Raw genomic sequence first — 12,619 nt, 5'->3', positions numbered from 1 at the left:
TGCATGTTTTAGAAATCTTGAACATTAATCGACCTTCCCCAAAGCGCTTGCAACGCTCAACCCACCTTGCGGCCATATGTGTTTCCTGCGGGCCAATATCGGCACACCAGGAACTCATTGCCTCTGCCATGCGCGATTCCGCAGCCGACTTCGCGTGTCTCGGCCCAGACCATCTGCGTGTAGTGACCGACATCGGCCCAATTGCCTGTGCGTGAGACATTCGGGAACGTGCCGGGCCTAAAGTGCCGCTTTTCCTCTGCGAAATAGCCGATCATTGCGCTGAGACTGAAGTAGCCAGCGGTCCCCATCCAAAGGTTCTCGCCCCGGCCCTGGCGCTGATCCAGAGACGCGTGCTGCATCACCCCCCTGCGCGCGAGCTGGTTGGCCCATTCCCGAGCCTCATCAGCCAATTGCGGCGACCACGAGAGCGGTCGCACACCGAATTCTGAGCGTTCTACGTTGTGCGCTTGCAACAATTCACTGGCGAACCTGTCTGCCTGCGCTGCGGTATTCTGGCGTTCCTGCGCAAACGCGCTTGGCGCGCTCACATTCGCAAGAAGGGCCAGACACCCAAAGATTTTCACGCTGAAACGCATGTTCCAACCTTGACTTAGAGCCTTTAACAAAGGCTGAAAGAAGCGATGGCGCGTGCTCTTTACATCCACTGGCCCTTCTGCGCGAAGAAATGCCCCTATTGCGATTTCAACTCGCATGTCCGCGCCAGCGTGGACGTCCAGCTATGGCAGGCAGCATTGCTCGCTGATATGCGCTTTGAGGCGAAACTGGCTGGCGGAGAGCCGTTGACATCGATCTTTTTCGGCGGAGGGACCCCTTCGCTGATGCCGCCTGAACTGGTCGCCGCGCTGCTGGCCGAGGCAGAGCAATTGTGGGGGTTCGTCCCTGAAATTGAAATTACCTTGGAGGCCAACCCTTCCTCCGTCGAAGCGAGCAATTTTTCGGCCTTGGCAAACGCCGGGATCAATCGCGTTTCGCTGGGTGTTCAATCGCTTGAAGACGAAAGTTTACAATGGCTCGGGCGACTACATGGCGCAGACGAAGCGCTAGCCGCGCTCGCCACCGCGCAAGAGCATTTTGAGCGGGTCAGCTTTGACCTAATCTACGCTCTGCCCGATCACACACCAGAATTGTGGGAGGCGCAGCTTGCCCGCGCGCTGGCGCTCGGCACCACACACCTCTCGCTCTATCAACTCACAATTGAGCCCGGCACGCGCTTTGCCAGCGATGTGCGCCGGGGGACCTTCACGCCGTTAGATGACGATGCTGCGGCTGAGCTCTTCACGATCACGCAACAGCTGACTGGCAAGGCTGGCCTGCCCACCTATGAAATCAGCAATCACGCGCGACTGGGTGAGGAGAGCCGCCATAACCTGACCTATTGGCGTTATCAGGATTATTGCGGCATCGGCCCCGGCGCCCATGGTCGGCGCGGCGGAATGGCGACAACACGGCACAAGAAGCCGGAAAACTTCCTTCGCGCGGTCAGTGAGCAACGGCACGGCATAGCGGACAAACAGGCGCTTCGACCGAGAGATCAGGCCGCAGAAGCGCTGCTAATGGGGCTGCGCCTGATCGAGGGGATCGACCTTGGCGCGTTGTCGGCGCGCTTCGAATTGGAAGAGGCGCAATTAATCGATCCGCGCGGATTGGCCCGAAACTGCGACCTTGGCCTGATGTGGTGGTGTGATGGCGCAATCGGCGTGACGCAAGCGGGCTTGCCATTGCTCGACGCGCTGCTTGGCGAAGTGGTGGCCGACAGTCTGGTGGACGCGTGAGCCTGCACGATCTTCTGTCTGAGTGGCGCCATCATCTGGCCGAAGGACGGAGGCGCAGTCCGCACACGGTGCGCGCCTATTGCTCTGCAGCGGAACGACTGCTGAAGGCGCGCAATCTGACGGATTGGGATGGCGTTGCCGGATTGGAGGCGCATGACCTGCGCGCGCACCTCGCTGCACGCCGCACTGATGGCCTCTCCAACGCCAGCACAGCGCGCGAGCTATCCGCGCTCAAGGCGTTCATCACCTTCGCCCGGGCGCAGACCGGCGATCCCGATCCATCCGCCCCTCGCCTACGCGGCCCGCGCACCAAGAAAGGCCTGCCCCGCCCCGTTACCCCCGACGAAGCGGTCAATATCGCCGACCTAGTCGCGGGCATGCCTGATGAGGATTGGATCGGCGCGCGTGACCGCGCGGTGCTGCTGCTGATGTATGGATCGGGCCTGCGCATCGCAGAAGCCTTGTCGCTGACATGGTCCGATGCGGTGTTGGGCGAGACCCTGCAAGTCACCGGCAAAGGCGGAAAGCAACGGATCGTGCCGATCCTGCCGATCACCAGAGCAGCGGTGGCGCGCTATGCAGAGCTTTGCCCGTGGAAGGCCGAGCCGAGCGAAGCGCTATTCCGAGGAGCAAAGGGCGGCCCGCTGTCCCCCGGCATGGTACAAAAAGCGATGGCAAAGGCGCGGCGGGCATTGGGATTGCCCGATACCGCAACTCCGCATGCTCTGCGACACTCATTTGCGACGCATTTGTTAGGAGCGGGAGTGGATTTGCGGAGTTTGCAGGAGCTGCTGGGACATGCGTCACTGGGGTCTACGCAAATATACACCAAGGTCGACGCTGCGAGCCTGCTGGAGACTTATCGAGGGGCGCATCCAAGGGCGAAAAAGGGTTGAACTGTTGGGAAACGCACTACTCATTGCTGAATGTCTTTCCCGGAAAATACTTATCAATGATCGGAGGTGTTCGTTCCCAAAAGGCGAGCTGCTCATCGACCGCATCATAGGATAGTGACACGTTAAACCGCCCACCATCGATGAAGTACTCCATCGCTGTCCAGCGCTTTACGAACTCCTGAGTTTGAAGAAATTGCTGCATCTCACTTAGACAGCGGGTCAGACGATCACTCGGGAAAACACCTCTGAAATGCGGATCGTTGGGTCGAGAATATCTCACACACGTGTCGAAATAATCGTCGTGCATCTCAACATAAAGCAGGATTGTGACGTCAGACCGGCCAACGGAATCAACTGTGGCTGCGCAAAGACTGTTGAAGAATTCGCCCTCGGACTCCAGTTTTTCGGTGGGCGATTGAAGTTGCCCCTTTGAGCCAAGCAATCGTTCAAGAAGTCGCATCACGAATGTGCTCCTTTGAGAGACAGGGAAATTGGATCACCCCAACCGCCCCTCAATCGCGTCCCAGATCATCCCAGCCGTATCCGTGCCATTAAACACATCGATGGCCACAATGCCCGTCGGCGAAGTCACATTAATCTCAGTCAGCCATTTGCCGCCGATCACATCGATTCCGACAAATGTAAGGCCCAACCGCTTGAGCTCTGGCCCCATCGCATCGCAAATCTCTTGCTCGCGTTCGGTCAAGCCCGTCTTCTCTGCGCTGCCGCCCATTGCGAGATTAGAGCGAAACTCGCCCTCGCCCGGTATCCGGTTGATTGCACCCGCAACTTCGCCATCGACCAGCACGATACGCTTGTCGCCTTCCGCCACCTCAGGGAGGAAAGGTTGGACCATATGCGGCTCTGGCCAGGTCTGGTTGAACACCTCAAATAGGGCGGTGAGATTGTCTCCATCGGCTGGCACGCGGAAGATCGCTTTGCCGCCATTGCCGTGGATTGGCTTGACCACCACGGCACCATGCTCAGCCATAAAGCGCTTCACCTCGTCTGGGGAGCGCGTGATCAGGGTCGGCGGCATAAACCGGCGGTAGTCGAGTACCATGACCTTTTCAGGCGAATTGCGAACATTCGCAGGATCATTGACCACGAGGGTCTCTTTGCCAATCCGCTCCAGCAGATGGGTCGCGGTGATATAGCCCATGTGAAACGGCGGGTCCTGCCGCATCAGGATCACGTCGATGTCCTTGCCAAGGTCCAGCCGCTCCGCTGCGCCTTTGGTGAAATGATCGCCCTCGACCCGCTGCACCGTCACCGGCGCACACTCAGCAAACAGGCGGTCGTTCGCATCCAGCGTCAGGCTCTCAACGTGATACTCATAGATCGAGTGCCCGCGCTCTTGCGCGGCCAGCATCAGCGCAAAACTGGAGTCGCCCTTAATGTTGATGTTTTCAATAGGGTCCATCTGAACAGCGATGCGAAGACTCATCAATAATCCTTTCAAGGCGGGTGCCAGTCTACGGCATCCAAGCATTGGTGATGTGGCGAGGCATGCTGCCCGGTGCAAGGAGGATAACGTCAATTCGCATATCATCGCCCTCGCGCAGGTATTCATGAGCAACGCATTCAGCGGCGGCGGCAACGCGGGTTAGACGCCTTTCATCGATCGCGTAGTCGAGATCAGCTTTCTTCTTGCGCCATTTCACCTCCGTAAAGGCGACAAGCGCACCCTTGCGAGCGATGAGGTCGATCTCTCCGCGCGGCGTCTTCACCCTTTGCCCCAGGACCTGCCACCCCTTCAGGCGCAGCCACATGGCCGCCCGTAATTCGCCATCGCGGCCACTCTTTTCCGCGATCTGACGCTTCATTGCGCCTTGAGCTCCACTGCGCGGGCATAAAGCGTCTTGCGGTCCAACCCGCTTGCCTTGGCCACTTGTCCCGCCGCCTTGCTGGGGCTCATGGTTTCCAGCGCTTCTCTCAGCAGCTCGTCAGGATCGCCGACTGGCGCATCCCCTGATGGAGGGCCGATGAGCAGCACAATTTCCCCTTTGGGTGGATGGTCGGTGTAATGAGCCGCGAGCTCTGACGCGGTCCCCACCCTGCATTCCTCATGCAGCTTGGTCAGCTCCCGGGCGACAGCGACCTGCCGATCAGGCATATCTAAGGCGATGGCATCTAGGCTTTTGACCAGCCGAGGCCCGGTCTCATAGAAAATCAGCGTCGTGTTCACCGCGCCGAGTTCTTGCAGCACTTCCCCGCGCGCCTTCTGCTTCACGGGTAGGAATCCCGCGAACAGGAAACGATCATTGGGCAGGCCCGCCAGCGTCAGTCCCGCGATCGCTGCGCAAGCTCCGGGCAGCGTAGTAACCGCTACATCTGCCTCTCTTGCATCGCGCACCAGCCGAAAGCCTGGGTCAGAAACCAGCGGAGTACCCGCATCGCTCACCAGCGCCACAGAGCCAGTGCGCGCCGCATCGATAAGCTCGCGCCTCGCCCCCTCATCGCTGTGATCATCATAACGCCGCATTCGTTTCGAGATGCCAAGATGTGACAACAGCTTGCCCGTGACCCGCGTGTCCTCACAGGCAATCACATCACAACGTTGCAAAATGTCGACAGCACGGAGCGTTATATCGCCGAGATTGCCAATCGGAGTTGCTACAATGTAGAGGCCCTGCTCAAGTGTTTTTGATACAGGCGATGAAGAGTGCGGGTCAGTCACCCAGGCTCTTTGGAACAGCCAACAGGGGTCGGCAAGTATGAAGCGTAATTGGTTTAATCGGCGCACTCTGGTGATTGCGGGCGCTGCTGCTTTGCTCGGCGGGTGTCAGGTGATCCCCAAGACGGGGCCAACCACCACCACTGACCCGGGTCCATCGACGGAGCCAAGCGCGACCGCTTTGCCAACGGATGCGACCCGTCACCGGATTGCCCTGCTTGTTCCCATGTCAGGCAGCACAGGCGCCGTTGGTCAGTCGCTGGCGAATGCGACCACCATGGCTTTGCTCGATACCAATGCGAACAATCTGCGGATCACGACCTATGACACTTCGCAGGGCGCAGGCGCGGCGGCTCGGAGAGCGATTGCCGACGGCAACCGCCTGATCCTCGGCCCATTGATGTCCGAAAATGTGGCAAGCGTGCAGGCTCAGGCGCGCCCAGCGGGCGTGACGACGATCTCATTCTCAAACGACACCAACGTCGCGAGTCCTGATGTGTTTGTAATGGGGCACATTCCAGAGCAATCGATCCGCCGCAGTGTGCGATATGCGCGCAATCAAGGCGCAACGCGATTTGCCGCTCTTTTGTCGAACAGTGACTACGGCGATCGTTCCTTGAGCGCGCTGAGCAATGCTCTGCGTGATTTTGGCGGATCGCTAACCACAAGTCAGCGCTATTCACGCGGAAACACCTCTATCGTCAGTGCGGCCCAGCGCCTGCGCGATGCTGGCGGCTATGACACGGTGTTGCTGGGAGAAGGCGCGAGGCTTTCGGTTCAGGCCGCTGGTGAGCTTAAGAAAGAAAACGGCGTAAACTCCCGCATCCTTGGCACGGAACTGTGGAGCGGTGAAACCGCCCTCACCCGATCCGGCGCAATGCGGGGTGCATTGTTCTCTGCGGTATCTGACGGTCGGTATAGGCGCTTTACCGAAAGCTATGAGAGTCGCTTTGGCTCAAAGCCATACCGGATCTCTACCCTGGGTTATGATGCGGTTCTGCTAACACTAAGAGTGGCGCGCGATTGGCGCGTTGGCAGCCAGTTCCCTGAGCGGCAATTGCGTGATCGCGGCGGCTTCCTGGGTCTGGATGGCCCGTTCCGATTCCAGCGTAACGGCGTGGTCGAACGTGCGATGGAAGTGCGCGAGGTGCGCGGCAACAGCGTTGTAATCGTGGATCAGGCGCCCCAACGCTTCGAGGACTGAGCAAAACGTATAGCCACCTGCTTGTTAGCGGCTCTCTGCCGAGCCTATAGCCTTACGCATGTCAGATGATCTGTTTGAAGGTACTCCGTCAACGAGCGGCGATTACGACTCCTCCTCAATTGAGGTGCTCGAAGGGCTGGAGCCGGTGCGCCATGCGACCGGGGATGTATATTGGCGGCACGGATGACCGCGCGCTGCATCACCTTGCCGCCGAAGTGCTCGATAACTCGATGGACGAAGCCGTTGCGGGCCACGCCAACCGTATCGAAGTGCGCCTGGAGGAAGGCAATCGCCTGACCATCGGTGACAATGGCCGCGGCATACCTGTCGATGAGCACCCCAAGTTCCCGGGCAAATCCACGCTTGAGGTGATCCTTTCGACGCTTCACTCCGGCGGTAAATTCTCCGGTAAGGCCTATGCAACCAGCGGCGGTCTGCACGGGGTTGGCGTCAGCGTCGTCAACGCATTGTCATCGCACACCCGCGTCGAAGTTGCGCGTGACAAGCAATTGTTCGCACAGGAATTTTCCAAGGGCCAAACCCTCGGGAAAATCGAGAACCTGGGCGCAACGCCCAATCGGCGCGGAACTCAGGTCAGCTTCACGCCCGATGAAGAGATCTTTGGCGATCGTAAATTCAAACCGCAACGGCTGTTCAAGCTAGCTCGCTCCAAAGCCTATCTGTTTGCGGGCGTCGAAATCCGTTGGAAATGCGCGCCCAGCCTCGCGTCCGAAGACGTGCCCGAGGAAGCGACATTCAAGTTCCCGGGAGGTCTCGCTGATCACCTGGCAGAGCAAGTCGGCGCGCGGGAATGCGTGACCGCGCAGGCCTTTACCGGCAATCAAGACTTTCCCGAGGACGACAGCGGCACCTCGCAAGGGCGCGTCGAATGGGCGATCGCATGGCCGCTTTATTCCGATGGATCGACCAGCTGGTATTGTAACACTGTTCCAACACCGGATGGCGGAACGCATGAGCAAGGCCTCAGGGCTGCTCTGACCAAGGGCTTGCGCGCCTTTGGTGAGCTGACTGGCACGAAGAAGGCCAAAGACATCAGCGCCGATGACGTGATGACTGGCGGCGAGGTGATGCTCAGCGTCTTTATCCGCGATCCATCGTTTCAGTCGCAAACGAAGGACCGACTGACTTCGCCAGAGGCGGCACGCTTCGTTGAGAACGCGGTGCGCGACCATTTCGACCACTTCCTCACCGACAATATGGACCGGGGTAAGGCCCTGCTTGGCGAGGTTATGGAGCGCATGGATGAGCGCCTGCGCCGCAAGCAAGAGCGCGAGATCAAGCGCAAAACCGCGACCAATGCCAAAAAGCTGCGGCTACCCGGTAAGCTGACCGATTGTTCGGGCGAAGGCGACAAAGAAACCGAGCTGTTTATCGTTGAGGGCGATCTCGGCCGGTGGCAGCGCGAAACAGGCGCGCAATCGCAAGACGCAGGCGATTCTGCCAATCCGCGGCAAGATCCTGAATGTAGCATCCGCTACAGCGGATAAGATCCGGGCTAATCAGGAGATCGCTGATCTCTCACTCGCGCTCGGTTGCGGCACGCGCAAAGATTGTGACGCGGAAAATCTTCGTTACGACCGCGTAATCATCATGACCGATGCGGACGTTGATGGCGCGCACATTGCGACCCTGCTCATGACGTTCTTCTTTCAGGAAATGTCGGACATTGTGAAAAAGGGCCACCTGTTCCTGGCCAAGCCACCGCTCTATAAGCTGACTGCTGGCAAAGAGAGCCGCTATGCCAATGATGATGCGCACCGCGCACAGCTGGAAGAGACGGTTTTCAAAGGCAAAAAGGTTGAGGTTGGTCGGTTTAAGGGTCTTGGCGAGATGAACCCTCAACAACTTCGCGAGACCACTATGGATCCTGACACGCGCAGCCTTATCCGCATTACCCTGCCGCAAGAATTTGAAGATCGCGCAGCCGTGAAAGAGGTCGTCGATCAATTGATGGGGCGCAATCCAGAGCACCGCTTCAACTTCATCCAGAACCGCGCTGGTGAGGTCGATCGCGAGGCGATTGATGCCTGACGATCAGCCCCCGCCTGACGATGCACCAAAAAAATATCCAAACCCGCGCGAGGAAGACATCATGGCGGGCGACCGCCGTATTTCGCGCCCGGACAGCGCTTTGCCTGATTGGCACATTCCCGATGCGGTCTACAGACCCATTCCCATCGCCTGGTTTGCGGCGGCATTCCTGCTGCAATCAATCGTCATGTTCGCAATCTTCATGCTGCTGATCAGCAAAAGCGGATATTTCACCATCGCTGGTGCAGCCATTGCCACCGGAGCGATTGGCGCATGGACATGGGACCGGGGGATGAAGGACGCCGCGACCGGATGGAAGGCCGCCACCATCGTGCTGCTCATCGTGCAGTTTGCGCTGGTAGCGCTGACGGCGTCATCGCGCCTCTAATCCGCCATCTCGGTATGGATATGCAAATGTCCCTCTAACGTTCGGTGCACAGGGCATTTGTCGGCGATCTCAATAATCTTCGCGCGTTGATCATCCGTCAATTCATTACCTAGCACCGTAATTGAGCGATTGAGCGCCTGGATTTTCGCACCCTCTCCCTCTTCCTCACAATGATCACAGTCGTCCGCATGATCGCGTTCATGGGTCACATGCACTTGGTAGCTCTCTACCGGCCATCCCTTTCGGTCAGCGTACATTTTCATCGTCATGGCGGTGCAAGTACCCAGCGCAGCGTTGAGCAAATCATACGGCGTTGGGCCGCTGTCATCACCGCCATAGCTGCGCGGTTCATCGGCCACCAAGCGATGGCTGGTGGTGAACACCTCGGTTCCGAACTTGCCATGGCCAGACTTCACCAAGACGCCTGCTTCTGGCAGCTCAGTTTCGCCGCAACTTTTGAGGTATCGCTTCGCCCATGAAGCGATCGCTGCAGCGGCATATTCGGCATCTTCTCCCTTGGTCAACAGGTGGTCGGCATCGTCCAGACTAATGAAACTCTTTGGGTGATAGGCAGCCTGAAACAGAGCCGCCGCGTGCTCTACACCCACGATTGTGTCGATTGGCGAGTGTAATGCCAGATAGGGGAGCCTCAGCTCCTTCACCAGTTCGAGCAGCTTGACCGATTCCGTTCGTTCTAGAAACTCCCGACTGACCGAAAAGCTTTGCCCGCCAATTGTCACTGGCCCCTCACCGTCCGCGCGAATCGCATCGTGATCGCCTTTGATGATGTGCAGCACATGCGGGACATCCGAAGGCGCGCCAATCGTCGCGATAGCAGCTACGTTCTCCGCGCCCAGCTCATGCGCGGCGGCCAGCACCGCCGCTCCACCAAGACTATGTCCAACCAATAGTAGCGGAGCATTGAAGCGCGCCCGCAAAGCGCCAGCAACGGAAACGAGATCAGCGATATCCGTAGCAAAGCCAGCGCGGCCAAATTCGCCTTCGCTCCCACCAAGCCCGGTAAAGTCGAACCTCAGCGTCGCAATGCCTTGCGCGGCCAATGCGCGCGCGACACTAATCGCGGCGCGGCTCTTCTTGGTGCAGGTGAAGCAATGCGCAAAGACCGCAGCGCCCCTGACCAGGCCAGTTGGCATTTCCAGCGCTCCATCCAGGCTGTGTCCAGTGGTGGTCGTGATCGAAAGTGTCTCTGTCGGCATTGTGGTCCCTCCTATGGGTGATGCTTGTAGAGCTATTAGCGCACCTTCGCCATTTGGTTACGCCTTGCAGAGGATCATGGCGCGATGCACAACACATTTCATGCTTAGAATCCTCGTACTCGCCCTTTCGCTCCTACTCATCCCCAGCGCCGCTTTTGCGCAAGACGCCAATGATAACGAGACGGCTGTGTCCGAGCCGCTAAAAATACGGACACAGGATGTGATCGCTTTGCTAAAGCAAGAAAAAGCGGCTGAAGATGTTTTCGGGCAGCAATTTTTGGTCGCAGTCCCTCCTGCACAATTCAATGTTGTGACGCAGCAGCTCACGTCGCAATTTGGCGCAGCCGTCGTTGTTGAGAGCATTGAACCGACCGGTGAGTTCACCGCAAACATCGCGATCCGCTTCGAACGGGCGATTGGAAAAGGCACTTTGGTTCTGAGTCCAATTGAGCCGCACAAAATCGAAGGCCTATTATTACGCGAATTTGATGCAATCGATGACAGTTTCGCGAAAATCGAGGCTGATCTTGCAGCACTGCCGGGTAAAGTTGGCGCTTATTATGGTCCGCTCAACGGCGGCGTCCCCAAACTCTCGATCAATCCTGATAATCAATTCGCGATTGGATCTACATTTAAACTCTATGTCTTGGCGGCCCTCGCCGAGGATATTGAGGCGGAAAAGCGCAGCTGGGACGACGTCGTATCGCTAAGCCGAGAGAGCTTTCCTAGCGGCATGATGCAAGACTGGCCTCAAGGCGGTCCAGTAACGTTACATACACTTGCTGGTATGATGATCTCAATCAGCGACAATACCGCGACAGACGAACTGATACACGTGCTCGGCAGGGATCGCATTGCCAAGCTGCTAGAAGAAAGCGGCCACAGCGACACCGCCAAAGCCAATCCGATTTTAACCACTCTAGAACTGTTTGCTTTGAAGGGCGGCCCGCGTGAAGTCTTAGAAGCTTACCGAGCGGAAACCAGCATTGAGCGCAAGTTGGCTATGTTGCGAGAAATTGACGTGGTGTCCGTGACCGCTGATGACGTTAACTCCGCTTTTGCGGATGGTCCGGTCGCACTGGATGTTGAATGGTTCGCGAGCGCCAATGATCTGCGCAAATTGTTCCATCATATGAATAGAGTGACCGATTATACGGCGTTTTCAATTATGGGTATCAATCCATCGGTGCGAGCCAGTGTGCGCGAAGATTGGGCTTACGTTGGATATAAGGGCGGATCGGAGCCCGGCGTCCTCAACCTTACCTGGCTGCTCACTGATTTCAGTGGCAACGAGCATGTCCTCATACTCAGCTGGAATAACCCGGATGCTGCACTTGAAAACAGCAAGCTAGAGCTGATCGCGCAGCGCATCCTCGCCCTACCCCGCTAAAGCAGTCGCCCCGAACAGACCTCCAATTTGAGCGCGAGCTTACGTAGCGTCACCCTTGCCACCCGAACGGATCGACCTTAACGCTCGCGTTAAATTCAGTTGCCATTTGAGATTTACAGGAAAACCCATGACCGACACGACGCAGCAGCGCTTTGAAGGCACCAATGATTACATCGCCACCGATGATCTGAAAGTTGCGGTGGATGCTGCGGTAACTTTGCGCCGTCCTCTGCTGGTCAAAGGTGAACCTGGCACAGGCAAAACCGTATTGGCGCATGAGATTGCTAAGGCCATTGGCGCGCCGTTGATTGAGTGGAATGTGAAATCGACCACAAAGGCTCAGCAGGGCCTGTATGAATATGATGCGGTTGCACGGTTGCGTGATGGCCAACTGGGCGAAGAGCGGGTCCATGACATCCGCAATTACATCAAAAAAGGCAAATTGTGGGAGGCCTTTACCTCTGAGCAGCTGCCAGTTTTGTTGATCGACGAGATCGATAAGGCCGACATCGAATTTCCAAACGATCTCTTGCAAGAGCTCGATCGGATGAGCTTCGACGTCTACGAAACGCAAGAGCGCGTGGCGGCTAAAGAGCGCCCAATCGTTGTCATCACCTCAAACAACGAGAAGGAATTGCCAGACGCGTTCCTGCGTCGCTGTTTCTTCCACTATATCAAGTTCCCAGACCGCGACACGATGCAGTCGATCATCGACGTGCATTATCCCGGAATCCAAAAAACGCTCGTCAAAAAGGCGATGGATATCTTCTATGAGCTGCGCGAAGTGCCCGGCCTCAAGAAAAAACCATCAACCAGTGAGCTGCTCGATTGGCTGAAACTGCTGATGAACGAAGATATGCCGCTAGAAACGCTGCAGGATGCCAATCCGAACAGTGCCATCCCGCCGCTGCACGGTGCACTGCTCAAGAATGAGCAAGACGTGATGATGTTTGAACGACTGGCCTTTATGGCGCGGCGCAACCCCAGCTAACACTCGAACCT

12 protein-coding genes and 1 pseudogene are annotated in these 12,619 nt (G+C 57.5%); 7 read left to right on the top strand and 6 right to left on the bottom strand.

Annotated elements, in window-relative coordinates:
* Positions 1 to 56: 56 nt before the first annotated feature.
* On the bottom strand, positions 57 to 596 hold the full coding sequence (locus AC0V6Z_RS11545; RefSeq protein ID WP_472638632.1) for a CAP family protein: 540 nt from the start codon (positions 594 to 596) through the stop codon (positions 57 to 59).
* A 45-nt stretch (positions 597 to 641) separates the two neighbouring features.
* Here AC0V6Z_RS11545 and hemW point away from each other — a divergent pair, with 45 nt between their 5' ends.
* Entirely contained in the window at positions 642 to 1,793 is a 1,152-nt protein-coding gene (gene hemW / locus AC0V6Z_RS11540; RefSeq protein ID WP_472638631.1) for a radical SAM family heme chaperone HemW, read from the top strand.
* Positions 1,790 to 2,689 carry a tyrosine recombinase XerC gene (locus AC0V6Z_RS11535; protein ID WP_472638630.1) on the top strand — a complete coding sequence of 300 codons (900 nt, stop codon included), beginning with the start codon at positions 1,790 to 1,792 and terminating at the stop codon, positions 2,687 to 2,689. The genes hemW and AC0V6Z_RS11535 overlap by 4 nt, the downstream gene beginning before the upstream one ends.
* A 16-nt stretch (positions 2,690 to 2,705) precedes the next feature.
* On the opposite strand, the gene AC0V6Z_RS11530 is transcribed toward AC0V6Z_RS11535, so the two are convergent.
* From AC0V6Z_RS11530 to rsmI, 4 genes are read right to left on the bottom strand one after another with little or no spacing between them, the layout of a single operon-like run.
* The gene (locus AC0V6Z_RS11530; RefSeq protein WP_472638629.1) at positions 2,706 to 3,152 is read right to left on the bottom strand and encodes a hypothetical protein; all 447 of its coding nucleotides are present in this window, start codon (positions 3,150 to 3,152) and stop codon (positions 2,706 to 2,708) included.
* Positions 3,153 to 3,185: 33 nt separating this feature from the next.
* Entirely contained in the window at positions 3,186 to 4,136 is a 951-nt protein-coding gene (gshB, locus tag AC0V6Z_RS11525; protein WP_472638628.1) for a glutathione synthase, read from the bottom strand.
* Positions 4,137 to 4,164: 28 nt separating this feature from the next.
* Positions 4,165 to 4,515 (bottom strand): YraN family protein, encoded by a 351-nt coding sequence (locus AC0V6Z_RS11520; RefSeq protein WP_472638627.1) that lies wholly within the window; start codon positions 4,513 to 4,515, stop codon positions 4,165 to 4,167.
* Positions 4,512 to 5,369, bottom strand: a complete 858-nt coding sequence (gene rsmI, locus AC0V6Z_RS11515; protein WP_472638626.1) for a 16S rRNA (cytidine(1402)-2'-O)-methyltransferase — start codon at positions 5,367 to 5,369, stop codon at positions 4,512 to 4,514. Before rsmI ends, AC0V6Z_RS11520 begins: the two co-directional genes overlap by 4 nt.
* Positions 5,370 to 5,406: 37 nt before the next feature.
* Between rsmI and AC0V6Z_RS11510 the strand changes: the two genes are divergently transcribed.
* The 3 genes and pseudogenes from AC0V6Z_RS11510 to AC0V6Z_RS11500 all read left to right on the top strand — a co-directional run bounded on the left by AC0V6Z_RS11510 (position 5,407) and on the right by AC0V6Z_RS11500 (position 9,010).
* Positions 5,407 to 6,570, top strand: a complete 1,164-nt coding sequence (locus AC0V6Z_RS11510) for a penicillin-binding protein activator (RefSeq protein WP_472638625.1) — start codon at positions 5,407 to 5,409, stop codon at positions 6,568 to 6,570.
* Positions 6,571 to 6,628: 58 nt separating this feature from the next.
* A pseudogene (parE, locus tag AC0V6Z_RS11505) lies at positions 6,629 to 8,622 on the top strand (DNA topoisomerase IV subunit B).
* Positions 8,615 to 9,010 carry a hypothetical protein gene (locus tag AC0V6Z_RS11500; RefSeq protein ID WP_472638624.1) on the top strand — a complete coding sequence of 132 codons (396 nt, stop codon included), beginning with the start codon at positions 8,615 to 8,617 and terminating at the stop codon, positions 9,008 to 9,010. The pseudogene parE and the gene AC0V6Z_RS11500 overlap by 8 nt, the downstream one beginning before the upstream one ends.
* Here the strand turns inward: AC0V6Z_RS11500 and AC0V6Z_RS11495 are convergent.
* Positions 9,007 to 10,227, bottom strand: coding sequence for a bifunctional alpha/beta hydrolase/OsmC family protein (locus AC0V6Z_RS11495; RefSeq protein ID WP_472638623.1), 1,221 nt, complete (start codon positions 10,225 to 10,227; stop codon positions 9,007 to 9,009). The two genes, AC0V6Z_RS11500 and AC0V6Z_RS11495, sit on opposite strands and share 4 nt — an antisense overlap.
* Positions 10,228 to 10,327: 100 nt before the next feature.
* Between AC0V6Z_RS11495 and AC0V6Z_RS11490 the strand changes: the two genes are divergently transcribed.
* Together AC0V6Z_RS11490 and AC0V6Z_RS11485 are read left to right on the top strand one after the other, a co-directional pair.
* Complete coding sequence (locus tag AC0V6Z_RS11490; RefSeq protein ID WP_472638622.1) at positions 10,328 to 11,617, top strand: serine hydrolase; 1,290 nt, start codon at positions 10,328 to 10,330, stop codon at positions 11,615 to 11,617.
* A 127-nt stretch (positions 11,618 to 11,744) separates the two neighbouring features.
* Positions 11,745 to 12,608 carry an AAA family ATPase gene (locus tag AC0V6Z_RS11485; RefSeq protein WP_472638621.1) on the top strand — a complete coding sequence of 288 codons (864 nt, stop codon included), beginning with the start codon at positions 11,745 to 11,747 and terminating at the stop codon, positions 12,606 to 12,608.
* Positions 12,609 to 12,619 lie beyond the last annotated feature (11 nt).

The sequence above is a fragment of the Erythrobacter sp. SN6-5 genome (assembly GCF_057364945.1).
This window is presented reverse-complemented; position numbering and strand designations above follow the sequence as displayed.

What these genes read in the sequence shown, in the direction of transcription:
- AC0V6Z_RS11510 (WP_472638625.1), top strand. Translation starts at nt 5,407, where the DNA reads ATGAAGCGTAATTGGTTTAATCGGCGCACTCTGGTGATTGCGGGCGCT.
- gshB (WP_472638628.1), bottom strand. Translation starts at nt 4,136, where the DNA reads ATGAGTCTTCGCATCGCTGTTCAGATGGACCCTATTGAAAACATCAAC.
- AC0V6Z_RS11545 (WP_472638632.1), bottom strand. Translation starts at nt 596, where the DNA reads ATGCGTTTCAGCGTGAAAATCTTTGGGTGTCTGGCCCTTCTTGCGAAT.
- AC0V6Z_RS11495 (WP_472638623.1), bottom strand. Translation starts at nt 10,227, where the DNA reads ATGCCGACAGAGACACTTTCGATCACGACCACCACTGGACACAGCCTG.
- hemW (WP_472638631.1), top strand. Translation starts at nt 642, where the DNA reads ATGGCGCGTGCTCTTTACATCCACTGGCCCTTCTGCGCGAAGAAATGC.
- AC0V6Z_RS11490 (WP_472638622.1), top strand. Translation starts at nt 10,328, where the DNA reads ATGCTTAGAATCCTCGTACTCGCCCTTTCGCTCCTACTCATCCCCAGC.
- AC0V6Z_RS11485 (WP_472638621.1), top strand. Translation starts at nt 11,745, where the DNA reads ATGACCGACACGACGCAGCAGCGCTTTGAAGGCACCAATGATTACATC.
- AC0V6Z_RS11520 (WP_472638627.1), bottom strand. Translation starts at nt 4,515, where the DNA reads ATGAAGCGTCAGATCGCGGAAAAGAGTGGCCGCGATGGCGAATTACGG.
- AC0V6Z_RS11500 (WP_472638624.1), top strand. Translation starts at nt 8,615, where the DNA reads ATGCCTGACGATCAGCCCCCGCCTGACGATGCACCAAAAAAATATCCA.